The organism is Hydrogenophaga aromaticivorans, from assembly GCF_013387465.1.
In the GTDB taxonomy this organism is placed as follows: Bacteria; Pseudomonadota; Gammaproteobacteria; order Burkholderiales; family Burkholderiaceae_C; genus Hydrogenophaga; species Hydrogenophaga aromaticivorans.
Genome location: NZ_VYGV01000028.1, coordinates 265,651 through 288,752, shown reverse-complemented (window position 1 = coordinate 288,752; position 23,102 = coordinate 265,651). Strand labels below are relative to the sequence as shown.

Here is a 23,102-nt window from a genome sequence, read left to right as displayed (position 1 = left end):
GAGGGTCAAGGGGTGAAAAAATCGAAGGCTTCGGCGACCACCCGCTCGGGCAGCTCCTCGGCGATGTAGTGACCGCACGGCAGGGCCCGGCCCGACACCTGGTCGGCGCGCTCGCGCCAGAGCGAGAGCACGTCGAAGCAGCGCCCCACCGTGCCGTGTTCGCCCCAGAACACGCGCAGCGGCTGCGCCAGGCGACGGCCCGCGGTCACGTCCGCGCGGTCGTGTTCCAGGTCGATGCCCGCACTGGCGCGGTAGTCCTCGCAAATCGACATGGCGGTGCCGGGCAGCGCGGCGCAGCGCTGGTATTCGGCGAGCGCCACCGGATCGAACGGCGCCAGGCCCGCGTGCCGGCTGCCCATCACGCTGCGCACGTAGCGCTCAGGGTCAGACTCGATCAGGGCTTCGGGCAACGGCGGCGGCTGGATCAGGAAGAACCAGTGCCAGTAGGCACGCGCGAAGTCCTCCGAGGTCTGCGCGTACATGGCCAGCGTGGGCGCGATGTCGAGCAGCATCAGGCGCTGCACCGCCTGCGGGTGGTCGGCCGCCAGCCGGTGGACCACGCGGGCACCGCGGTCGTGCGCCAGCACGCCGAAACGGTCGAAGCCGTGCTGCGCCATCACGGCCAGTGCGTCGAGCGCCATCTCGCGCTTGCTGTGCGCGGTGTGCGCTGGGTCAGCTGCAGGGCGGGACGAGTCGCCATAACCGCGCAGGTCCATCAGCACCACGGTGAAACGTTCGGTCAGCGCGGGCGCCACCCGGTGCCACATGGCCTGGGTCTGCGGATGGCCGTGCAGCAACAGCAGCGGTGGACCCTCGCCGGCCACGCGCGTGTGCAGGCGAACGCCTTCGCGGAGCACTGTGCGGGTCTGAAAACTTGTGAACATGGTCCCAAGCTTAGTCCGCCATGCAGCAATAATCCGGCAATTGATTAATTCTTAAAAGGAAACAATTGGACCGTCCCGATCTCGAACTGGTGCTCGCGGTGCGCCAGCACGGCAGCCTGGTGATGGCCGCGCGGGCGCTGCGGGTGGCGCCCTCGGCCGTGACCAAACGCCTGGCCGCGCTGGAGGCCCGGCTCGGTCTGCGCCTGTTCCAGCGCACCACCCGCCGCGTCAGCCCCACAGCCGAAGGCGAAACCCTGTGTGAGCGCGCCAGCGAGCTGCTGCGCGGGTTCGACGCACTGGAAGCCGAGCTGCGCGAGCGCCAGACCGAACCGGCCGGGCCGATCCGGCTCGCCGCCACTTTCGGTTTTGGCCGCCTGTGGCTGGGTCCGGCGCTGGCCGACTTCCAGGCCCGGCACCCGGCGGTGGCGGTCCAGCTGCAGCTGACCGAACAGCTGCCCGATCTGGCGGTGGACGGTTTTGATGGCGCCATCTGGCTGTGGAACGCCCCGGGGCACCGCGCGGCCGAATGGGTGTCGCGCCGGCTCGCCGCCAACCAGCGGGTGCTGGTGGCAGCCCCCGCCTACCTGCAGGCCCATGGCGAACCGCGTTCGCTGACCGACCTGGCGGCCCACGCCTGCCTGGTGGTGCGCGAAAACGGTGGTGGACCGGGACAACGTTTTGACCACTGGCGGTTGCAGCGCGAGGGCGAGCCCGAGGTGCAGCACACGCCGGTGCGCGGACCGCTCTCCAGCAACTCGGGCGAGATGGTGCGCGACTGGTGCCTGGCCGGTCACGGCATCATGCTGCGCAGTCTGTGGGACATCGCGCCGCAGCTGGAAAGCGGTGCGCTGGTGCGGGTGCTGCGCGACCACGCCATGCCCGACGCCGACATCCACTGGCTCGCGCCCTACCGCGCGCAGGTGCCGCGGCGCATCCGCTTGCTGGTGGACTTTCTCGCCGATCGGTTCAAGGACGAACCGTGGCGCAGGCTCAGCGCGCCGGCCGCACCACCAGGCTCACGCCGAAAGCGGTGAGCGCGGTGCCCGCCAGCGTCACGGCGGTGATCGGCTCGGCAAACAGCTGCCAGGCGATCAGCGCCGTGCACGGTGGCACCAGGTACATCAGGCTGGTGACCGAGGCCGCAGCACCGCGCTGGATCAGCATGTACAGCAACGAGCTGCCGCCCAGCGTCAGCCCCAGCACCGACCAGGCCATGGCACCGGCCAGTTCGGCGTTCCAGCGCATGGTCTCGGCTTCCATCAGCGCCAGCGGCAACGTGACCAGCAGCGCCGCCAACAGCTGCACGGTGTTCGCGCTGCGCACGTCGCAGGGCATCACGAATCGCTTCTGGTAGAGCGTGCCGGCGGTGATGGCGAACAGTGCCATCACGGCGAACGAGAGGTTGAGCCAGGTGGCCTGGTCGCCCGGCCCACCGGCGCCGAACTTGCGCGAGACCACCAGCACCAGTCCGGCAAAGCCCAGCAGCAGGCCGACCCACTGGCGGCGCGACACATGTTGCCCGCCCACGCTGGTGAGCCAGATCGCGGTGAGCACCGGCTGGATGCCGACGATCAGCGACGACAGGCCCGAACCCATGCCAGCCTTCACCGCGGCCCAGACGCCGCCCAGGTAGCCCGCGTGCATCAGCACACCGGTCACCGCCAGATGCAAAGCCTGGCGTCGGTCGGACGGCCACTTCACACCGGCGAGCACGATCCAGGGCAGGAAACAGAGGATGGACAGTGCGTAGCGCACCGCCAGGAATTTCATGGGCGGTGCGTGCGGCATGCCGTAGCGCGCGACGATGAAGCCCGTGCTCCAGATCAGCACAAACACCCAGGGCATGGCGCGCAGCCATGCGTTGTCTCGGGTCGCTGGCGTCATCAGCGCGAGCGGGCCCGGATTTCGGGCAAGGCCTTCTGCAGGTAATACACCATGGACCAGATCGTCAACACCGCCGAGATCCAGATCAGCCAGGTGCCCCACAGGTGGGTGTCGATCACGCCGAACAGCTGGCCGTTGAACAGCAGGAAAGGGATCGCGGTCATCTGCACCGCCGTCTTGAGTTTGCCCACCATGTGCACCGCCACGCTCTTGGTGGCGCCGATGATGGCCATCCATTCGCGCAGCGATGAAATGGCGATCTCGCGGCCGATGATGATGAGGGCCACGAACACGTCGGCGCGTTCCAGATGCACCAGCACCAGCAGGCTGGCACAGACCAGGAACTTGTCGGCCACCGGGTCGAGGAATGCGCCAAAAGCCGAGGTCTGGTTGAGCCGGCGGGCCAGGTAGCCGTCGGCCCAGTCGGTGGCGGCAAACACCACGAACATCACCGTCGCGATCAGGTTCTGTTCTTTGGCACTCATGCCTTCCAGATAGAACACCCCAATGATCAGCGGGATGGCGACGATGCGCGCCCAGGTCAGCAAGGTGGGAAGGTTGAAAAACATGGAGGGATTATGGAGGGATGTCCGGGCCGCCCGAAAAAGACCGGCTGGCCAGCGCCTGCCGTGAAGGGTCAAGGCCGGCAATGGTTACATTTGTACACTGCTTCAAACACCGGCAAAAACCAGACCACGGTTTCACCACCGCCCCCCCGATCCCGGGGACCCCGTGATCCACGCAGTTTTTCCTGCAAAAGCCTTTCCACCAGCCCACCGGTTTTCCATGAGCAGCCACGAGCCAGACCGCGTTGCGGGCCCGCGCCACTACACCCTGCGTTTCACGCTGGTGGCCGCCTTCGCCGGCGTCACGCTGCTGGTCGGGTTGATCATCAGCGCCGCCACGACCCATCTGGTGGGGGGCTTCGTGAACGACGAATTCCGGCTGCGGCTGGCCGACCTGGCGGCCGTCGCCGCCAGCCAGATCGATGTGCCGGCGCACCACCGCTTGCAGCAGGCGGCCGATCAGGACAGCCCGGCGTACACGGCGCTGCGCCAGCAATTGCGTGATATCCGCGATCGCGGCACGCACATCCGGTTTGTCTACACCATGCGCCAGCGGCCCGACGGACAGGTCGTGTTCGTGGTCGACGGCGAAGAGGACCCCGCGGCATTCAGCCCCCTGGGTGGTGTCTACACCGACGTCGCGCCGGAGCTGCTCAGTGCGTTCGCGGCCCGCCCCGGTTCACCCGCGTCTTTTGTGACGGCCCGGTTCTACACCGACGCCTGGGGCACCTGGATGTCGGCTTTTGCCCCCCTGTACCTGCCCGATGGACGCCTCGACGCGGTGCTCGGCATGGACATCTCCGCGCACCGCGTCCTGGCACACGAACGGCGGCACCAGATCGTGATCTGGGCGGTGTGCGCTGCGTTGATCCTGCTCTTCATGCCCGTGGCCTACGTCATCGCCCAGCGCCTGCGCCGCCCCTTGTCGCAGCTCGAAGCCGAGATGATGAAGGTCAAGCAGTTCGATCTCGACAGCGCGCCGACCATCCGCTCCCGCATCATTGAAATCAACGGCATGGTGCAGCAGCTGGAGAACATGAAGTCGGGCCTGCGCTCGTTCCAGAAATACGTGCCCGCCGACCTGGTGCGCCGGCTGATGGCCCGGGGTGTGGATGCCGAGCTGGGCGGCACACAACAGGACCTGACGATTTTCATGTCGGATGTGGAAGGGTTCACCGCCATGGCCGAACGCCTCGCACCGGCCGATCTGGTGCACCACCTGGGCGAGTACCTGACCGCCGTGACGGGCAGCCTGCTCGAAACCGGTGCCACGGTGGACCAGTACATCGGCGACGCGATCCTGGCGTTCTGGAACGCGCCGGAGCCCACGGCGGACCACGCGCTGCGCGCCTGCCGGGCGGCGATCGACAGCCAGACGCAGACCGCCGCGCTGAACCGGAAGTGGGCCGCCGAAGGGCGGAACGTGGCGTTCAGGACGCGCATCGGCATCAACACGGGTGAAGCGATCGTGGGCAACATCGGCTCGGTCGACCGCATGAGCTACACCATCATCGGTGATCAGGTCAATCTGGTGAGCCGGCTGGAAGCCGCGAACAAGTTCTACGGCACGTCCATCCTGCTGTCGGAAAACACCTTCCAGCAGGTCCACACCGTGTTCGCCACCCGCCTGGTGGACCAGGTGATCGCCTACGGCAAGACCGTGCCGATCCGGGTCTACGAGCTGCTCGGTGAACACGGCCAGCTGCCGGCCGGGCTGGAGGCCATCGCGCGCAGGTACGAAGCCGCGTTCGGACACTACGGCTGCCGCGAGTTCGCGCGGGCCGCAGCGCTGCTGGAAGCCAACCTGAGCGGTGACCTCGCCGACCCACCGTCCCGGGTCCTGCTCGACCGCTGCCGGCGGTTCATGATCCAGCCACCCGCGGCCGACTGGGACGGCAGTTTCGTGCTCACGAGCAAATAAAGCGCCGCCTTCGCGCAGCGTCAGTGCAGTGCGCGGTAGATCGCGTCGGCCAGTTCGGTGGAAATGCCTTCGACCGTGCAGAGGTCGTCCACGCTGGCCGAGGCCACGCCGCGCACACCGCCAAACCGTTGCAGCAGGCGCGCCCGCTTCTTCGGCCCCACGCCCGGGATGTCTTCGAGCCGGCTGCCGCCGGTGCGCACCTTGGCGCGCTGGGCGCGCATGCCGGTGATGGCGAAGCGGTGCGCCTCGTCGCGGATCTGGGCAACCAGCATCAGCGCCGCCGAATCGTGGCCCAGGTAGACCTTTTCGCGGCCGTCGGCGAACACCAGCTCTTCGAGTCCCACCTTGCGACCCTCGCCTTTTTCCACACCCACGATGAGCGACAGGTCCAGCCCGAGCTGCTGGAACACTTCGCGCGCCATGCTGACCTGGCCCTTGCCGCCATCGATCAGCACCAGGTCGGGCATGCGTGGCCCGGTGGGCAGGCCGGAGGTGGCGTCGGTGGCGCCTTCGGCTGCGGGCTCCGAAGCATCCGTCGTCTCGGCGGGCGCAGCCGTTTCTTCGGATTCCGCACGCAGCGCCTCGGCGATCTTGCCGTAGCGACGCAGCAGCACCTGCCGCATGGCGGCGTAGTCGTCGCCGGGCGTGATGCCGTCGATGTTGTAGCGCCGGTACTGCGCGTTCTGCATCTTGTGGGCCTCGAACACCACGCAAGACGCCTGGGTGGATTCACCCGCCGTGTGCGAAATGTCGAAACACTCGATGCGCAGCTCGTCCAGGTTGTCGTCCGGCAGCGCCAGCGCCTCGGCCAGCGCGCGCGTGCGGGCCTGCTGCGAGCCCTCTTCGGCGAGCAGGCGGGCGAGCGCGATGTCGGCGTTCTTCTGCGCCATCTCCAGCCAGATGCGGCGGTGCTCGCGCGGCTGGTGCACGGCGTTGATCTTGGCGCCGATCTGCTCGGTCAGCGCGTCCAGCAGCGGTTTGCCCACCGGATGGCTGGTCACCAGGGTGTGCGGCATCGCAATGCCCAGGTAGTGCTGGGCGATGAAGGCTTCGAGCACCTGCACCGCCACGCGCTCGACCGGGTCGGCGCTGTGACTGCCCTCTTCCGCCATCAGGCTGTCGATCTGGGTGGCGTCTTCCACATGGGCCGGGAAATACGGCCGGTCGCCGAGATGACGGCCACCGCGGATCATGGCCAGGTTCACGCAGGCGCGCCCGCCCTGCACTTTCACGGCGAGCACGTCCACGTCCTTGTCGGACACGTTGTCCACCGCCTGCTGGTGCAACACCTTGGACAGCGCGCTCATCTGGTTGCGGATCTCGGCCGCCTGCTCGAATTCGAGCTTTTCGGCGTGCGCCATCATGCGCGCCTCCAGCTCGTCCAGCACGGCCTGGGTTTCGCCGCGCAGGAAGCGTTCCGCCGCGGCCACATCGCGGCCATAGGCCTCGCTGTCCACCAGGTCCACGCAGGGGCCGCTGCAGCGCTTGATCTGGTACAGCAGGCAGGGCCGCGTGCGGTTGGCGAACACGGTGTCTTCGCAGGTGCGCAGGCGGAACACTTTCTGCAGCAGCGTGATCGACTCCTTCACCGCCCAGGCGCTGGGGTACGGACCGTAATAGCTGTGGCGCTTGTCCACCACGCCGCGGTAGTACGCCATGCGCGGGAACACGATGGAGGGCACCGGCCGTGCGCCCGCGGTGCGGAAGGTTTCGCGCGTGCCGGTGATCTTGAGGTAGGGATAACTCTTGTCGTCCCGGAACAGGATGTTGAACTTCGGCGCCAGCGTCTTGATGAGGTTGTTTTCCAGCAGCAGCGCCTCGGCCTCGGAGCGCACCACCGTGGTCTCCATGCGCACGATCTTGCTCACCATGTGGCCGATGCGCGTGCCGTCGTGGTTCTTCTGGAAATAGCTGCTGACGCGCTTCTTCAGGTTGCGCGCCTTGCCCACATAGAGCAACTGACCTTGGGCGTCAAAGTAGCGGTAGACCCCCGGCAGGCCCGGCAGGGCCGCGACTTCGCTCAGCAGTTGTTCGGAATGCGGTGCTTCGGATTCGGATTCGGGACGGGACATGGGCGGTATTGTGAACGGCGCACCAGCCGCCTGCAGCGCTGGTCGGTGGCAAGATCACACCCATGTCGACCAACGATCCTTCCCCACCCAATCCGGACACCCCCTTGCGCTGGGACATCTTCTGCCAGGTCATCGACAACCTCGGCGACATCGGCGTCTGCTGGCGCTTCTGCGCCGGCCTGGCCGCACGCGGGCACACCGTGCGGCTGTGGATCGACGCGCCGGAGGACCTGCGCTGGATGGTCCCCGGTGCGCTGGAAGGCCGCATCGAGGGCGTGCGGGTGCTGCCGTGGACCGAGCCGCTGGCGCCGGGCCTGCTGGGAGGGCTGGCGCCAGCCGACGTCTGGATCGAAACCTTCGGCTGCCGCCCGCCGCCCGAAGCCCTGGAACACCGGGCGGCTGCCATCGCCGCTGGTGGCCCGGCGCCGGTGTGGATCAACCTCGAATACCTGAGCGCCGAGCCCTACGTGGAGCGCTCCCACCGGCTGCCCTCGCTGGTGTCTGACGGGCCGCTGCGCGGCGTGGGCAAGTGGTTCTTCTACCCCGGTTTCACGGCCGCCACCGGCGGCCTGCTGCGGGAGCAGGACCTGCCCGAGCGGCAAGCCGCCTTCAACGCCGGCGCATGGCTCGCTGCGCACGACCTGCCCCGCACCGACCAGCCGCGCGCCAGCCTTTTCTGCTACGAACCCGCCGCCCTGCCCGCGCTGCTGCAACAGGCCGGTCAAGACGGCGCCAGCGACTGGCTGGTCACCGCCGGGCGCGCGGCCGATGCCGTGACCGCCGCCCAGGCGCAGGGGCTGGACGCGGGCCAGGCCACCCTGCACCGCCTGGCGCGCCTGACCCAGCGCGACTACGACCACCTGCTCTGGGCCTGCGACCTCAATTTCGTGCGCGGCGAGGACTCGCTGGTGCGCGCGCTGTGGGCCGGACAACCGCTGGTGTGGCACATCTACCCGCAGCACGACAACGCACACCACGCCAAGCTGGAAGCCTTCCTGGACTGGCTGCAGGCGCCCGAATCGCTGCGCGCGTTTCACCGCCTCTGGAACGGCATGACCAGCGCCCAACGCGTCTGGCCGGGCTGGCGCGAGGTGGCCAGCTGGCGCCCTTGTCTGCTGGCCGCACGCGAGCGCCTGCTGGCCCAACCCGACCTGGTCAGCCAGTTGCTCGATTTCATTGCCGAAAAGCGATAAAATTCAGGGCTTTGCAGAAAACTGGACCACCAGACCCCGGCGGCCGTTTCCTGAGCGCCATCTGCTTAGCCGCACAGATCGCCCCTATCAGCACAGTTCCCGGGTTTGCACCCATGCACGGAACACGCGGCCCAACTGTTGGAAACCTTATGAAAATCGCTCAAGAACTCCGCGCCGGCAACGTCATCATGCACGGCAAGGACCCGATGATCGTCCTGAAAACCGAATACGCCCGTGGCGGCCGCGGTGCAGCCACCGTGCGCCTGAAGCTCAAGGCCCTGTTGAACAACATGGCCACCGAAGTCGTCTGCCGCGCCGACGACAAGATGGACCAGATCATTCTGGACAAGAAGGAGTGCACCTACTCCTACTTCGCCGACCCCATGTACGTCTGCATGGACAGCGAATACAACCAGTACGAAGTCGAAGCCGAAAACATGGGCGACGCCCTGAACTACCTTGAAGATGGCATGACCGTTGAAGTGGTGTTCTACGACGGCAAGGCCATCTCGGTCGAACTGCCGACCAGCGTCGAGCGTGTGATCACCTGGACCGAACCCGCCGTCAAGGGCGACACGTCCGGCAAGGTGCTCAAGCCCGCCAAGATCGCCACCGGCTTTGAAGTCGCCGTGCCGCTGTTCGTGGCCCAGGACGACAAGATCGAGATCGACACCCGCACTGGCGAATACCGCAAGCGCGTCTGATTCTGATCTGACGACTCGTTGAAAAGGCTCCTGCGGGAGCCTTTTCGCTTTCATCAAGGCCCACATGGACCTCATCGCCCGCATCGCCGACGTCATCATCCCGGTGTTCCTGATCGTGGCCATCGGCTACGGTTACGCGCGCCGCCAGCCGCCCGACCTGACGGTGTTCAACCGCATTGCGCTGGACGTGCTGGCGCCCGTGCTGGTGTACTCGGCGCTCGCGGCCAAGGACTTTCGCCTGGCCGACCATGTGCCGCTGCTGATCGGCGGCACGGTGCTGATCCTGGGTGGCGGCCTGCTGGCCTGGCCGCTGGCCCGCGCATTCGGTGCCCAGCCGCGCACCCTGGTGCCGGTGGTGATGTTCAACAACTGCGGCAACATGGGCCTGCCGCTGGCCCTGCTGGCGTTTGGTCCGTCGAACTTCGGCGCCGCGGTGGCGCTGTTCTCGGTCAGCAACCTGTTCCACTTTTCCCTCGGTGCGCGCATCACCAGCCGCCAGGCCCGCACACGCGACCTGCTCACCAGCCCGCTGATGATCGGCACCGCGCTGGGCTTTCTGAGTGCGCTGACCGATGTGCGCCCACCCGACGTGTTGCTCTCGGGTCTCAAGCTGCTCGGGGACGCCCTGCTCCCCATGATGCTGTTCGCGCTCGGCGTGCGCCTGACCTCGCTCACCCGCGCGGGTCTGGCACTCGGTTTGCTTGGTGCGCTGGCCCGTCCGCTCATCGGCCTGGTCATCGCCATCCCGCTGGCCTGGGTGCTGGGTATCGAAGGTGCCGCGCGCGGCCAGTTGCTGCTGTTTGCGGCCTTGCCACCAGCCGTGATGCAGTTCATGCTGGCCGACCGTTACCACCAGGAACCCGAGAAGGTGGCCGCCATGATCATGCTGGGCAATGCGCTGGCCGTGGTCTTCGTGCCGCTGGCACTGGCCCTGGGCCTCTGAGCGCCGGAGCGATCAAGGCTGCAGGACACAATCACTGAAACGAACAACCGAAGGAGCCCCGCATGGAAGCCACCCAAGACCTGAACGAACGCCGCCTGGCTGACGCCTGGGCCGAGCTGCAGTCGCACTCCAACAAAGGGCGCCCGCTGAAGGCCGACGCCTACCGTCTGGCATTCGCCGACCCCGAGTTCCTGCTGCGCCGCGAAACGCGCGGCATCCGCTTCCAGCTGGAAATGCTCAAACCCGATCTCGCACAGCGAGAACTGGGCATAGAAAACACCATCGTTGTCTTTGGCAGCGCGCGCGTGCGCGAACCCGGCATTGCGCAGGAACACTTGGCCGCGGCCGAAGCCAGCGGCAACCCACAGGCGATTGCCAAGGCCCGCGCCTTGTTGCGCAACGCCCGCCACTACGTCCAGGCGCGCGAATTCGCCCGCATCGTGGCGCGCTACAGCAAGCGCTGCCCGCGCGAAGACCAGCTCTTCATCTGCACCGGTGGCGGTCCCGGCATCATGGAGGCGGCCAACCGCGGCGCGCACGACGAAGCCACGCTCAACGTGGGCCTGAACATCTCGCTGCCGCACGAGCAGTCGGGCAACCAGTACATCACGCCCGAACTCAGCTTCAAGTTCCACTACTTTGCGCTGCGCAAGATGCATTTCATGATGCGCGCCAAGGCGCTGGTGGCGTTCCCGGGCGGCTTTGGCACGCTCGACGAGCTGTTCGAGGTGATCACGCTGGTGCAGTGCAAGAAGGCCAAGCCGGTGCCGATCGTGCTGTTCGGCAGCGACTACTGGAAACGCCTGATCAACTTCGACGTGCTGGTCGAAGAAGGCATGATTTCGGCCGAAGACCTGAAGCTGTTCGAGTACGTGGACGACCCCCAGGCGGCCTGGGACTACATCATGCGTTTCTACGATTTGCCGCAAGTCTGAAGACGTCGACGGCCCAAGCGCTCAGAAGCAGCGGAGAACCATCCAGCACACACCGACCCGGCTTGGCCGGGCCACAGGTGTGGTCCCCCCACCGGGGGGAAGCGGCACAGGGGGGGTCAGTATCCGCCGCCGAGCGCCTTGTAGAGGGCGACCTGGTTCTGCTGCTGGGCCAGTCGCGTCTGCGTCAGGGCCTGCTGGGTGCTGAACAGCGAACGCTGCGCATCCAGCACGTCGAGGAAGCTGGCCACGCCGTTGCGGTAGCGCAGCTCCGCCAGGCGGAAACGCTCGGCCTCGGCCGTGGCCTGGGCCTGCTGGGCGCGCAGTTGCTCGCCCAGCGTGGCGCGTCCGGCGAGCGCATCGGCCACTTCGCGGAAAGCCGTCTGGATGGCCTTTTCGTACTGCGCCACCGCCATCTCCCGACCCACCCGGGCCGACTCCAGGCCGGCCCGGTTGCGGCCCGCATCAAAGATGGGCAGCAGGGCCTGCGGCGCCAGCGAGAAGCCCCAGGAACCGCCCTTGAACAGACCCGAGAGTTCGCTGCTGGCCGATCCCACGCTGGCGGTGAGCGAGATGCGCGGAAAAAACGCCGCGCGCGCCGCACCGATGTTGGCGTTCGCCGCGATCAGCGTCTGCTCGGCCTGGCGGATGTCCGCCCGGCGGGTGAGCAGGTCCGACGGCAGGCCGGCGGGCAGGTCGCGGAACAGCGGTTGCGTGGTCACCGCGTCCTTGGCCGGATCGGCCAGCGCGGCGGGCAGCGGTTGACCCACCAGCAGCGTAAGCGCGTTGAGGTCCAGCGCGCGCTGGCGCTGCTGCTGGGCCAGCGCGGACTCGGCCGCCGCGGTCAGCGACTCGGCCTGGCGCAGGTCCAGCGCTGACGTGGCGCCGTTGTCAAAGCGCAGCTTGGTCAGGCGCAGCGAATCCCGGCGCGTGGCGAGCGTTCGCTGCGTCAGCGCCAGCAGTTCGTCGCTGGCCTGCAGGCTCAGCCAGGTGCTGGCGACCGAGGCCACCAGGCTGGTCTGCGCCGCGTGGCGCGCTTCTTCGCTGGCCAGGTACTGGGCCAGGGCCACTTCCTTCAGGCTGGCGATCCGACCGAAAAAGTCGATCTCCCAGCCGCTCATCGCCAGCCCCGCCGTGTACAGGCTGGTGATGCTGTCGTCGGCATTGCTCTCACGGCTGCCCGTGGCGGCGAGGTTCAGCGTGGGGAACTGGTCGGCGCGGCGGATCTGGTACTGCGCACGCACCTGCTCGATGTTCAGCGTGGCGACGCGCAGGTCGCGGTTGTTCTTGATCGCCAGACCGATGAGTTCGCGCAGGCGCGCATCGCTCACGAAGTCCGCCCACGCAACCTCGGCGGCCGGCGTCGCCGCGGCCACCGGCGTCACGCCGGACCATGCTGCGGCAACCGGCGCGGCCGGACGCTCGTAGGTGGGGATGAAGGAGCAGCCGGCCAGCGTCAGGACCGCCAGGGCCAGTGCGCTGCGGCGCATATTGAGAGTAGAAATCATGTCAGTGGCTCCAGCGCGTATCGAGAAAGACACGACGCAACGAAAGAAGAAGCGCCATCCAGGGCACCGCCGGGCCGGCTTTGCCGGACGGCCAGTGCCGCCCCCTTGAGGGGGTCGCGCGCAGCGCGGCGGGGGTGTTCCATCTCAATGCACTCCATGGTGTTCGGCTTCTTCGGCTTCCCGACGGTGCTGTCGATCGCTGCCCTTGAACAAGGTGCGCACCACCACAAAAAAGATCGGCACGAACACCACCGCCAGCACAGTGCCCGTGAGCATGCCGCCGATGACGCCGGTGCCGATGGCGCGCTGGCTGGCCGAGCCCGCGCCGGTGGCCAGCGCCAGCGGCAACACACCCAGCGTGAACGCCAGCGAGGTCATGATGATCGGGCGGAACCGGATGTGGGCCGCGGCCAGCGCCGCTTCGATCACGCTCTTGCCCTGCGCCTGCAGGTCCTTGGCGAACTCGATGATCAGGATCGCGTTCTTCGCCGACAGACCGATGATGGTGATCAGGCCCACCTGGAAGTAGACGTCGTTCGAATAGCCCCGCAGCAGCGTCGACAGCAGCACACCGAGCACACCCAGCGGCACCACCAGCACCACGGCCAGCGGGATCGACCAGCTTTCGTACAAGGCGGCGAGCGCGAGGAACACCGCCAGGATGGCGAAGGCGTAGAGGATCATGGCCTGCGAACCGGCGAGCTTTTCTTCGCGCGACTGACCCGTCCATTCAAAGCCGAAGCCCTGCGGCAGCTTGCCCGCCAGCGCTTCCATCTCGGCCATGGCCTGGCCGGTGCTCACGCCCGGCGCGGCGCTGCCGCTGATGCGCATCGACGGGTAGCCGTTGTAGCGCACGGTCTGCATCGGGCCGGTGATCCAGCGCGTGGTGGCAAAGGCCGACAGCGGAACCGCCTGCGCCTTGCTGTTGAGCACGTTGATGCGCAACAGGTCTTCGGGCTGCATGCGCGCCGTGGCATCGGCCTGCACCACCACCCGCTGCAGGCGACCCGCGTTCGGGAAGTCGTTGACGTAGCTGGAACCCAGCGCGGTGCCGATGGCGCCACTGATCGCATCGAATCCGACCCCCAGGGCGTTGGCCTTCTCGCGGTCGATGTCGATCTGCAGCTGCGGCGCGTCTTCCAGACCGTCCGGGCGCACCTGCGTCAGCAGCTTGCTCTGCGAGGCCATGCCCAGCATCTGGTTGCGCGCCGACAGCAGCGCTTCACTGCCTCGGCCGGCACGGTCCTGCAGCCGGAAGCTGAAGCCCGACGAAGCCCCGAGCTCGGGAATGGGCGGCGGGCTCAGCGGGAAGATGAACGCATCGCGGATGCCCGACAGCGCACCGAAAGCCCGGCCGGCCACGGCCTGGGCCGCGCTGCCTTCGCCCGAGCGTTCGGACCAGTCCTTGAGCGTGACGAACGCGAGCGCGGCGTTCTGGCCCTGGCCCGAGAAGCTGAAGCCCAGCACGCCGACCATGCTCTGCACCTCCGGCTGCTGAAGCATGAAGCCTTCGACCTGCTTCATCACGGCCAGCGTGCGCTCCTGCGTCGCACCCGGTGGCAGCTGCACGTTGACCAGCAAGTTACCCTGGTCTTCGTTGGGCAGGAACGAGGTCGGCAGGCGCATGTAGACCACGGCCGCGGCGGCCACGATGGCGACGTAGATCAGCAGCGTGCGGCCGGCGCGCGGCAGCAGTTTCGCCACGCCACCTTCATAGCCTTTGGCGGTGCGGGAAAAACCGCGGTTGAACCAGCCGAAGAAGCCGGTCTTGGCGTGGGCATGCCCCGCCTCCACCGGCTTGAGCAACGTGGCACAGAGTGCGGGCGTGAGCGAGAGCGCCATGAAGGCCGAGAAGCCGATGGACATGCCCATCACCGCTGCGAACTGGCGGTAGATGTTGCCCACCGAACCGCTGAAAAACGCCAGCGGCACGAACACCGAGATCAGCACCACGGTCACGCCGATGATGGCGCCCGAGATCTGGCCCATGGCCTTGCGCGTCGCCTGCAACGGCGGCAGGCCTTCTTCACTCATGATGCGTTCGACGTTCTCCACCACCACGATGGCGTCGTCCACCACGATGCCGATCACCAGCACCATGCCGAACATGGTGAGCACGTTGATCGAGAAGCCCAGGGCCATCAGGCCGGCGAACGTGCCCAGCAGCGCCACCGGCACCACCAGGGTCGGAATCAGCGTGTAGCGCCAGTTCTGCAGGAACAGGAACATCACCAGGAACACCAGCGCCACCGCTTCGGCCAACGTCACGGCCACCTGCTGGATGGAGATTTTCACGAAGCGCGAGCTGTCGTAAGGGATGGCCCAGGTCATGCCCGCGGGGAAAAACTTCTCCAGTTCCGCCATCTTCTCGCGCACCGCTTCGGCCGTGGCCAGCGCGTTGCCGCTCGGCGAAAGCTGCACACCGATACCCGTAGATGGCGTGCCGTTCAGGCGCGCCGAGGTGGCGTAGGCCTGGGCACCGAGCTCGATGCGGGCCACGTCTTTCAGGCGCACGGTGGCGCCGTCGCTGCTGGCACGCAGCACGATGTTGCCGAACTGTTCCACGCTGCCAAGCTGGCCATTGACCACCACGGTGGCGGCGATGCTCTGGCCCGCGACGTTGGGCAGCGCGCCGATTTCACCGGCCGACACCTGCGCGTTCTGCGCGCGGATGGCGTTGGTCACGTCGGCCGCGCTCAGGTTGAACCCCAGCAACTTGGCCGGATCGATCCAGACGCGCATGGCGCGCTCGGTGCCGAACAGCTGGGCCTGACCCACGCCGGGCAGACGCTGCAGTTCGGGCACGATGCTGCGCGACGCGTAGTCACCCAGGGCCACCGGGTCCCAGGCCGGGTCTTTGCTGGAGAGGATCGTGAACAGCAGGAAGTTGTTGCGCGACTTGTCCACCTTCACGCCCTGCTGCGTCACCGCCGAGGGCAGGCGCGGCGTGGCCCGCGAGAGCCTGTTCTGCACGTCCACCTGCGCCAGATCGGCGTTGGTGCCGGGCTCGAAACTCAGCGTGATGCTGCCGGTGCCGTTGGCCTGCGCCACGGCTTCCATGTAGATCAGGCCGGGCGAGCCGTTCATTTCCTGCTCGATGACCGACAAGACGCTGTCTTCCAGCGTCCTGGCCGAGGCACCCGGGTAGGTGGTGTTGATGACGATGGACGGCGGTGCCACCGGTGGGTACTGCGCGATCGGCAGCTGGGTGATGGACACAGCGCCCAGCACCATGATGAAGAGCGCGATCACCCACGCAAAGATGGGCCTGTCGATGAAGAATTTCGCCATGTCGGGCGCTCCTTACTTCGACGCAGCCGGAGCCGGGGCTTCGGCCGGAGCAGCGGCAGCGGCTGGCGTGACCGGAGCAGCGCCCGGCGCCTGCCAGGGCACGGCCTTGACCGGTGTGCCCGGCGGCATCATCTGCAGCTTCTGGAAGCCGTCCACCATCACCTGCTCACCGGCCTTCAGACCGTCCAGCACCACCCATTTCCCGTTCTGCTGGCCGCCAATCTTCACCGTGCGCTTCTCGATCTTGCCGTCGGCCGCCACGACTTGGACCGAGTCGCCCTGAGCGGAACGCGTGACCGCCTGCTGCGGCAACGAGATGGCGTCGCGCGCCGTGGCCTGCTCCAGGCGCACACGCACATACAGCCCAGGCAGCAACGTGCCACCGGGGTTGGGCACCTCGGCACGCAGCGTCACCTGCCCGGTGGTGGGATCGACCGTGAGGTCCGAGAACAGCAGGCGTCCCGGCTTGGCGTATTCGCTGCCGTCTTCCAGCACCACACGAACGCTGGCCGCGCCAGCGCCGGCCCCCTTGAGCTGGCCACTGGCCAGCGCGCGCTGCAGCTTCATGGCTTCGGCGGCGGACTGGGTGAAGTTCACAAACAGCGGGTCCACCTGCTGGATCAAGGCCAGCGGTGTCGCTTCGCCCTGGCCCACCAGGGCGCCCTCGGTTACCAGGGCGCGGCCGATGCGGCCACCGATCGGCGCCGTGACATTGGCGTAACCCAGGTTGATGCCAGCCGTCTGCACCGCAGCCCTGGCCACGGCCACATCGGCCTCGGCGGCTTTCTGGGCGGCTTCGGCGTTCGCGAATTCCTGCTGGCTGATGGCGTTTTCTGCCACCAGCGGCTTGTAGCGCGCGGCCAGGGCCGACGCCTGGGCGAGGTTGGCCTCGGCCCGCGCCAGACCGGCCCGCGCGCTCTGCAACGTGGCCTGGTAGGGCGCCGCATCAATGCGGAACAGCGCCTGGCCAGCCTTCACGTCGCTGCCTTCCTTGAACAGGCGCTGCTGCAGGATGCCCGCCGCCCGAGCCCGCACCTGCGCCACACGCGAGGCCTCCAGCCGGCCCGGCAACTCCGTCTGCAAGCCCACGTCACCCGGCGCCACCGTGACCACGCCAACTTCGGGAGCCGGCATGCCGCCACCCGGCGGCGCCGCGGCGGGCGCCTCGGCCTTGCCACAGGCGACCAGCAGCACGGCCACGGAGATCACCGACAGGCGGCGGACCCACGACGCCGACCGACCGGGAGTCGCCAGCGAGGGTTTGAACAAATCGGAAGGCTGGGGACTCTGAGCAGGCATGGGAATCCTTGGAGACATGAAATCGGGGAGCCGCTTGAAAAAAAGCGGCCGGCATGGCCATCGCGGGGATAACCAACGAAGACGAAGGGTCGAAGTATACATACATCCTTGAATGTATGTATAGTCGATCAGACACAAGTCCCCATCTTCACATGGGGACATTCGACAGGAGACATGACATGGTTCGCCGCACCAAAGCCGATGCCGAGGCCACACGCCACAGCCTGCTTGACGCAGCCGAGCACCTGTTTCAGGAGCGCGGCGTTTCACGCACCTCGCTCAACGACATTGCCGTGGCCGCCGGCACAACCCGAGGCGCCATCTACTGGCACTTCAAGGACAAAGCCGATCTATTCAACGCGATGATGGAACGCGTCACTTTGCCACTGGAAGAAACCCTGGCAGGCATAGGGAAAAAGGCCTCCGCCCTCGACAACCCGCTGCAACCGCTGCGCGACGCCATTGCGCATGCGCTGCACAAGGCCGCCACCGACGAGCAGACGCGGCGCGTGTTCGAGATCGCGACCCTGCAAGTGGAATACAACGACGAAATGCACGCGGTGCGCGCGCGCCACCTTCAGGGTCGCAACGAGTGCGTGCAGCAGACCGCCAAAGTGTTGCGCTCGGCGGCAGACCACCAGGGCATGACGCTTGCCGTCCCGGTGCAGTGCGCAGCGCTGGGGCTGCACGTGATGATTGACGGCCTGATCCAGAACTGGTTGCTCGACACCCAGGCGTTCGACCTCCGGCGTTGCGGCCGGCAGTTGGTCGACACCTACCTGAGCGGTCTGGGCTTCAGTCAGTCGGGCGCCCGGGCACCACGTCGGCCGGCACCGGTGCGCGCAGCGGCCGTTTCAGGTGCCGCGCTGCCTGAGCCGGCAGAGCACCCGTGAACACCATGGCCCGCTAAGGCCTGTTCACCGCTTCGCCCGGCGTGACCTGCGTCCAGGCCAGGCGGGAACCCAGCCCCACCACCGCACCGACGGCCCAGAACACGCTGGCCATGCCGACCAGCGCCCCCACCGACCCAAACAGCAACGGCATCACCACACTGGAGCCGTTGATCGCCATGGCGCGCAAGCCCAGTGCCTCGCCATGGCGGTGGTGGGGGGTGATCTGGTGCAGCGTGCTCATGATCATGGGTTGCACCGAACCCAGCGCCACGCCCAGAAGGATCGACAGCAAGCCCATGGCCCAGGCCGCCTGAACCAGCGGATAGAGGGCAAACAGCAAGGCGGTCGACACCATGGCCGTGCCGATCACCACCGACTCGCGCAGGTGCGCGGCCAGCCAGGGCATGGCGAGCCGGACGGCCGTGGCGGCCAGTGCAAACACCCCGAGGATGGCGCCGATCACCGTGGCGCTCAGTCCCCGTTCGTGACCCATTACGGGTACCAGGAAGGTGTGCACATCCCAGCACGAGGACAACATCCAGTTGATCAGCATCAACCGACGAAACGCCCGTTCGCGCAGCAGGTTCCACGACGATCCGCTGGTGTTGCGCAGGGCCGGCGCCACCGGTTCGTGTTCCACCGTGCCCCGCACCCAGAACCAGGCCAGCGACGGCAGCAAGGCCAGCAGCAGGAAGGCCGCCCGGAAGCCCCAGGCGTCGATCAGCAGGCCCGCGGCAAAGGGTCCAAGAAAGTTGGAAATGGACGGTCCGATGGCCATCCAGCTGAACACCTGCTTGAGTTCGGTCGGGTTCGTGGCCAAGCGCCCCACGTGGCGCTGCAGCGCGATCATGGCCAGGCCCGTGGCCGCGCCGCAAGTCAGCGCCGTGACACACAACACGCCAAACACCGGGAAGGCCACGGCGAGTGCGGCGCCCGCCATGGCCACCCCCACCGCCAGCATCACCGGTTTCCTGAGACCGCGTCGGTCGGCGTAGCGCCCGGCGGGCAAGGCGAGAAACACCTGGGCCAGCGCGAACAAGGCCAGCAGCATGCCCACCGCAGCCGGGCTGTGCCCTTCGCGCAGCGCCATGAGCGGCGCGGCCATGCGAAAGCCGGTCATGCAGGCATGCAGCGAAACCTGCGCCGCGATCAGCCGCGCGAGACCACTGCGCAACGCGGGTTTCAAGCGTCTCCAGGATCGGTGGGGTCCAGCGGCAGCAACGCGCTGGCCTGTTCCTGCGGCAGGGCCTCGACCGCCTTGAGCGCCCGGCCCATGGCTCGGCTGCGCGTTTCGGCACTGTCCAGCGTGTTGAGCACGGTCTGGGTCTGGCTCTTCACCTTGGCCAGCACGTCGCCGAACTTGCCGAACTCGGTCTTGACCGCGCCCAGCACCTGCCAGACCTCGCTGCTGCGTTTTTCCAGCGCCAGCGTGCGAAAGCCCATCTGCAGCGAATTGAGCATGGCCATGAGCGTGGTCGGCCCGGCCAGCGTGACGCGGTACTCGCGCTGCAGCACCTCCATCAGCCCGGGGCGGCGCAGCACCTCGGCGTACAGGCCTTCGGTGGGCAGGAACAGGATCGCGAAGTCGGTGGTGTGCGGCGGCTCCAGGTATTTGTCGGCCATGCTTTTGGCTTCGAGCTTGATGCGCTGCTCCAGTCCGCGCGCGGCCAGCTCGGCGCCTTCCACATCGGCGCGCTGCTGCGCGTCGAGCAGGCGCTCGTAGTCTTCGTTCGGAAACTTGGCGTCGATCGGCAGCCAGCACGGCGCGCCGTCGTCGCCCCGGCCCGGCAGCTTGATCGCGAAGTCGACCACGTTGCGGCTGCCCGGGCGCGTGGCCACCTGCGTCGCGTACTGGTCGGGCGCAAACACCTGCTCCAGCAGCGCGGCCAGCTGCGCCTCGCCAAACATGCCACGCGTCTTCACGTTGGTCAGCAGGTGCTTCAGGTCGCCCACGCCCTGCGCCAGCGTCTGCATCTCGCCCAGGCCCTTGTGCACCTGTTCCAGCCGGTCGGCCACCTGTTTGAAACTCTCACCCAGACGGGCCTGCAGCGTGCTCTGCAGCTTCTCGTCCACCGTGGCGCGCATCTCGTCCAGCTTGGCGGCGTTGTTCTGCTGCAGCTGGGTGAGCTGGGCGTCCAGCGTGGTGCGGATCTCAGCCAGCCGGCGTGCGTTGCCCTCGCTCATGTCCTGCAATTGCCGCGTCAGCGTGTCGCCCAGCGTGCCGCGCAATTGCACGAGCTGCTGCGCGAAGGCGTCGATCTGCGCGTTCTGCGTGCGCGTGGCTTCGGCCGCCTGCTGCGACATGCCCAGGCTGATCGCCTGCAGCTGCAGGGTCAGCGTGTCGCCCAAGGTGCCGCGCAGCTGCAGCAACTGCTGGGCAAAGGCGTCGAGCTGCGTGTTCTGCGTGCGGGTCGCCTCGGCGTCCTGGCGCGTGAGGGTTTCCTGGAAGCTCGCCAGGGTCAGCTGGATTTCCTGCCGCCCGCCGCGCGCGTTCTCGCCGATCTCCCGACGCAGCTCGCTCTCCACCCGCTCGATGCGCTGGGTGGTCTGCAGCCCCTGGCTTTGCAGTGTGGCCAGCAACGCCTGGCGGTGCGCCAGTTCTCCGGCATCCACGGGGCGGCGCCGAAGCAGAAGCCACAGCACCAGCAGCAGGTTGACCAACAGCAACGCGGGCACGAGCCAGCCCAACCACGACTCACGCATGCGTCGCCCCCACTGAACGACAGGATCTGGCGGGGCCAGCACACATCGATCGGGTGTGCCTTCGGTACGGGAATGTCATTCTGCGGGTCTCTTCAAGCGGTGTCTGGATCGGTCAGCGTGCCCGTATGCTATCGGGATTTCATGGATAGCCAGTGCGTGGCGATTGAACCATGATGCGAGCGTTTTACCCTTGGAAACGTCCGTTTTCCATAAGTTACCGCTGGCTATAATGCCGCTCCGCTGATCACCGCTGGACCCCCCGTGTTTCATTCATTCAGCCTGTTCCTCACCCTCTACGCTTTCTGGCTGCTGTTGTCGGGCTTCTTCACGCCCTTCCTGCTGGCGGCGGGTGCCGGCAGTGCGCTGGCGGTGGTGTGGTTCGCGCGACGCATGGATGTGGTCGACCATGAAGGCCATCCCATCCAGCTGGGTGCCAGAGCCCTGGTCTACTGGATCTGGCTGTTCAAGGAAATCACGAAGTCGGCCTGGGACGTGAGCAAGATCATCCTCAACCCCAAGCTCCCGATCAGCCCGACCATGGTTCGCTTCAAACCCAGCCAGAGAACCGATGTGGGCCTGGTGCTGCACGCCAACTCCATCACCCTCACACCGGGCACCATCACCATCGAGGCCCTGCCCAACGAGTTCCTGGTGCACGGCCTCACACGCAACGGCGCCGAGGGCACGATCGACAGCGACATGGACCGCAGGGTCTCGGCCTGCGAGGGTTCCCGCTGATGTTCGCTGCCGCAGCCCTCGCGCTCCTCGTCACGCTCACCCTCGCGCTCATCCGGGCGGCCCTGGGTCCCACGGTGTTTGACCGGGTCCAGGCCGCCAACTCCATCGGCACGGTGGCCATGCTGCTGCTGGCCGTGCTCGGCTTCCTGACCGGCCGACCCGAGTTTCTGGACCTGGCCATCGTGTATGGCCTGCTCAACGTGATCGGCACCATTGCCGTGCTCAAGTACTTCCGCAGCGGCGATCTCGGCGACCCGGGCGATGCCAAGGAACCCACGCCATGAGCCTGGTGATCGACATCCTCAGCTGGGTGCTGCTGGTGGTGGGTGGTTTCTTCTGCTGTGTCGGTGCTTTGGGCCTGCTTCGCATGCCCGACTTCTACACCCGCATGCACGCCGCCAGCGTGATCGACACGCTCGGCGCCGGTCTCATCCTGATCGGTCTGGCCCTGCAGGCAGGCTGGACCCTGGTCACTGTCAAGCTGCTGATGGTCGGCCTGCTGATCTTTTTCGCCAGCCCCACCGCCACCCACGCCCTGGCTCGCGCGGCGATGACCCGTGGACTCAAGCCCCAGCTGGCGCCCCCGGAGGACGCATCATCGAAACCCTGATCATCAATGTGCTGCTGGTGCTGATGGCGGTGACCGTCTGGGTGATCGCGCGCAGCCGCAACCTGTTTGGCGTCATCGTGCTCGGCGGCATCTACAGCTTCCTGATGGCCACCGTGCTGGTGGCCATGGACGCGGTGGACGTTGCCATGACCGAAGCGTCCGTTGGCGCGGGCATTTCCACCGTGCTGTTCCTGGGAGCGCTGCATCTCTGCAAGAGCGAAGAGGCGCGCCCGGTCAACAAGCCGTGGCTGCCCCTGATCGTCTCCGTCGCCGTGGGCGCCGTGCTGGTCTACGGCACGCTGGGCCTGCCCGAGTTTTCGGATCCCAAAGCCCCGATCCACACCCACGTGGTGCCGCGCTACCTGAACGAGATCAAGCAGGAGGTGGACGTACCCAACGTGGTCACCGCGGTGCTGGCGAGCTACCGGGGCTATGACACCTTCGGTGAAACCACCGTGGTGTTCACCGCCGGGGCGGGCGTGATCGCGCTGCTGCGTCGCCGCCGCAACAAAAACAAGGGCGACAAGGCATGAGGCACGACCTGATCCTGCGGGTCATCGCCAAGCTGCTGATCCCGTTCATCCTGCTGTTCGCGCTCTACGTGCAGTTCCACGGCGACTTCGGCCCCGGCGGCGGCTTCCAGGCCGGTGTCATTCTGGCGGCGGCGGTCATCTTCTACGCGCTCATCTACGGGCTGGCCGATGCACGCAAAGTGGTGCCTGAGCCTCTGGTCGAATCGATGATGGCCATCGGCGTGCTGATCTACGGCGGCGTGGGTGTCGCCGGCCTGCTGCTGGGTGGCAACTTCCTCGACTACTTCGTGCTGGACCACGATTCGGTGCACGGACAACACCGCGGCATTTTCTGGGTGGAAGTCGGCGTGGCCACCACCGTCTCGGGCGTGATGCTGAAGATCTTCTACATGTTTGCCGCCCGCGGCAACGCCGACGACGAGTGAACG

The 23,102-nt window shown here is 67.1% G+C and carries 21 protein-coding genes; 12 read left to right on the top strand and 9 right to left on the bottom strand.

Annotated features, from left to right (window positions below; genetic code table 11):
- Positions 1 to 5: 5 nt before the first annotated feature.
- Positions 6 to 884 carry an alpha/beta fold hydrolase gene (locus F3K02_RS26595; protein ID WP_177139624.1) on the bottom strand — a complete coding sequence of 293 codons (879 nt, stop codon included), beginning with the start codon at positions 882 to 884 and terminating at the stop codon, positions 6 to 8.
- 65 nt (positions 885 to 949) lie between these two features.
- Between F3K02_RS26595 and F3K02_RS26590 the strand changes: the two genes are divergently transcribed.
- On the top strand, positions 950 to 1,918 hold the full coding sequence (locus F3K02_RS26590; protein WP_177139622.1) for a LysR family transcriptional regulator: 969 nt from the start codon (positions 950 to 952) through the stop codon (positions 1,916 to 1,918).
- Here F3K02_RS26590 and F3K02_RS26585 read toward each other — a convergent pair.
- Positions 1,875 to 2,768 (bottom strand): DMT family transporter, encoded by an 894-nt coding sequence (locus F3K02_RS26585; RefSeq protein WP_177139620.1) that lies wholly within the window; start codon positions 2,766 to 2,768, stop codon positions 1,875 to 1,877. The genes F3K02_RS26590 and F3K02_RS26585 overlap by 44 nt on opposite strands.
- Positions 2,768 to 3,337, bottom strand: a complete 570-nt coding sequence (gene pgsA, locus F3K02_RS26580) for a CDP-diacylglycerol--glycerol-3-phosphate 3-phosphatidyltransferase (RefSeq protein ID WP_177139618.1) — start codon at positions 3,335 to 3,337, stop codon at positions 2,768 to 2,770. The genes F3K02_RS26585 and pgsA overlap by 1 nt, the downstream gene beginning before the upstream one ends.
- A gap of 217 nt (positions 3,338 to 3,554) precedes the next feature.
- Here pgsA and F3K02_RS26575 point away from each other — a divergent pair, with 217 nt between their 5' ends.
- Entirely contained in the window at positions 3,555 to 5,255 is a 1,701-nt protein-coding gene (locus F3K02_RS26575) for an adenylate/guanylate cyclase domain-containing protein (protein ID WP_177139615.1), read from the top strand.
- 20 nt (positions 5,256 to 5,275) lie between these two features.
- On the opposite strand, the gene uvrC is transcribed toward F3K02_RS26575, so the two are convergent.
- Positions 5,276 to 7,327: an excinuclease ABC subunit UvrC gene (gene uvrC, locus F3K02_RS26570; protein ID WP_177139614.1), complete on the bottom strand. Its 2,052-nt coding sequence runs from the start codon at positions 7,325 to 7,327 to the stop codon at positions 5,276 to 5,278.
- 62 nt (positions 7,328 to 7,389) lie between these two features.
- Here uvrC and earP point away from each other — a divergent pair, with 62 nt between their 5' ends.
- The 4 genes from earP to F3K02_RS26550 all read left to right on the top strand — a co-directional run bounded on the left by earP (position 7,390) and on the right by F3K02_RS26550 (position 11,102).
- Complete coding sequence (earP, locus tag F3K02_RS26565; protein WP_177139612.1) at positions 7,390 to 8,520, top strand: elongation factor P maturation arginine rhamnosyltransferase EarP; 1,131 nt, start codon at positions 7,390 to 7,392, stop codon at positions 8,518 to 8,520.
- 149 nt (positions 8,521 to 8,669) lie between these two features.
- A complete protein-coding gene (efp, locus tag F3K02_RS26560; protein WP_077330302.1) occupies positions 8,670 to 9,224 on the top strand; it encodes an elongation factor P in 555 nt (184 codons plus the stop codon).
- A 64-nt stretch (positions 9,225 to 9,288) separates the two neighbouring features.
- Positions 9,289 to 10,167, top strand: coding sequence for an AEC family transporter (locus F3K02_RS26555; protein ID WP_177139610.1), 879 nt, complete (start codon positions 9,289 to 9,291; stop codon positions 10,165 to 10,167).
- A 62-nt stretch (positions 10,168 to 10,229) separates the two neighbouring features.
- Complete coding sequence (locus F3K02_RS26550) at positions 10,230 to 11,102, top strand: LOG family protein (RefSeq protein ID WP_177139607.1); 873 nt, start codon at positions 10,230 to 10,232, stop codon at positions 11,100 to 11,102.
- Between the two features lie 116 nt (positions 11,103 to 11,218).
- Here the strand turns inward: F3K02_RS26550 and F3K02_RS26545 are convergent, their stop codons facing one another.
- The 3 genes from F3K02_RS26545 to F3K02_RS26535 all read right to left on the bottom strand — a co-directional run bounded on the left by F3K02_RS26545 (position 11,219) and on the right by F3K02_RS26535 (position 17,197).
- Positions 11,219 to 12,607, bottom strand: a complete 1,389-nt coding sequence (locus tag F3K02_RS26545) for an efflux transporter outer membrane subunit (protein ID WP_281362909.1) — start codon at positions 12,605 to 12,607, stop codon at positions 11,219 to 11,221.
- A 144-nt stretch (positions 12,608 to 12,751) separates the two neighbouring features.
- On the bottom strand, positions 12,752 to 15,898 hold the full coding sequence (locus F3K02_RS26540) for an efflux RND transporter permease subunit (protein WP_177139605.1): 3,147 nt from the start codon (positions 15,896 to 15,898) through the stop codon (positions 12,752 to 12,754).
- Between the two features lie 12 nt (positions 15,899 to 15,910).
- Positions 15,911 to 17,197 carry an efflux RND transporter periplasmic adaptor subunit gene (locus F3K02_RS26535; protein ID WP_177139603.1) on the bottom strand — a complete coding sequence of 429 codons (1,287 nt, stop codon included), beginning with the start codon at positions 17,195 to 17,197 and terminating at the stop codon, positions 15,911 to 15,913.
- A gap of 179 nt (positions 17,198 to 17,376) precedes the next feature.
- Here F3K02_RS26535 and F3K02_RS26530 point away from each other — a divergent pair, with 179 nt between their 5' ends.
- On the top strand, positions 17,377 to 18,090 hold the full coding sequence (locus tag F3K02_RS26530) for a TetR family transcriptional regulator (RefSeq protein ID WP_177139601.1): 714 nt from the start codon (positions 17,377 to 17,379) through the stop codon (positions 18,088 to 18,090).
- Between the two features lie 13 nt (positions 18,091 to 18,103).
- On the opposite strand, the gene F3K02_RS26525 is transcribed toward F3K02_RS26530, so the two are convergent.
- Together F3K02_RS26525 and F3K02_RS26520 are read right to left on the bottom strand one after the other, a co-directional pair.
- Positions 18,104 to 19,264, bottom strand: coding sequence for an MFS transporter (locus F3K02_RS26525; protein WP_177139903.1), 1,161 nt, complete (start codon positions 19,262 to 19,264; stop codon positions 18,104 to 18,106).
- 8 nt (positions 19,265 to 19,272) lie between these two features.
- On the bottom strand, positions 19,273 to 20,793 hold the full coding sequence (locus F3K02_RS26520) for a DNA recombination protein RmuC (protein WP_177139599.1): 1,521 nt from the start codon (positions 20,791 to 20,793) through the stop codon (positions 19,273 to 19,275).
- A 261-nt stretch (positions 20,794 to 21,054) separates the two neighbouring features.
- Between F3K02_RS26520 and F3K02_RS26515 the strand changes: the two genes are divergently transcribed.
- Genes F3K02_RS26515 through F3K02_RS26495 form a run of 5 tightly spaced genes read left to right on the top strand, consistent with a single transcriptional unit; the run spans position 21,055 to position 23,099 of the window.
- On the top strand, positions 21,055 to 21,531 hold the full coding sequence (locus tag F3K02_RS26515) for a Na+/H+ antiporter subunit E (protein ID WP_177139597.1): 477 nt from the start codon (positions 21,055 to 21,057) through the stop codon (positions 21,529 to 21,531).
- On the top strand, positions 21,531 to 21,815 hold the full coding sequence (locus tag F3K02_RS26510) for an MrpF/PhaF family protein (protein ID WP_177139595.1): 285 nt from the start codon (positions 21,531 to 21,533) through the stop codon (positions 21,813 to 21,815). The genes F3K02_RS26515 and F3K02_RS26510 overlap by 1 nt, the downstream gene beginning before the upstream one ends.
- Positions 21,812 to 22,141, top strand: coding sequence for a monovalent cation/H(+) antiporter subunit G (gene mnhG, locus F3K02_RS26505; protein ID WP_177139901.1), 330 nt, complete (start codon positions 21,812 to 21,814; stop codon positions 22,139 to 22,141). Before F3K02_RS26510 ends, mnhG begins: the two co-directional genes overlap by 4 nt.
- A gap of 8 nt (positions 22,142 to 22,149) precedes the next feature.
- On the top strand, positions 22,150 to 22,674 hold the full coding sequence (locus F3K02_RS26500; protein WP_210822186.1) for a DUF4040 domain-containing protein: 525 nt from the start codon (positions 22,150 to 22,152) through the stop codon (positions 22,672 to 22,674).
- A complete protein-coding gene (locus F3K02_RS26495; protein ID WP_177139593.1) occupies positions 22,671 to 23,099 on the top strand; it encodes a Na(+)/H(+) antiporter subunit B in 429 nt (142 codons plus the stop codon). The genes F3K02_RS26500 and F3K02_RS26495 overlap by 4 nt, the downstream gene beginning before the upstream one ends.
- Positions 23,100 to 23,102 lie beyond the last annotated feature (3 nt).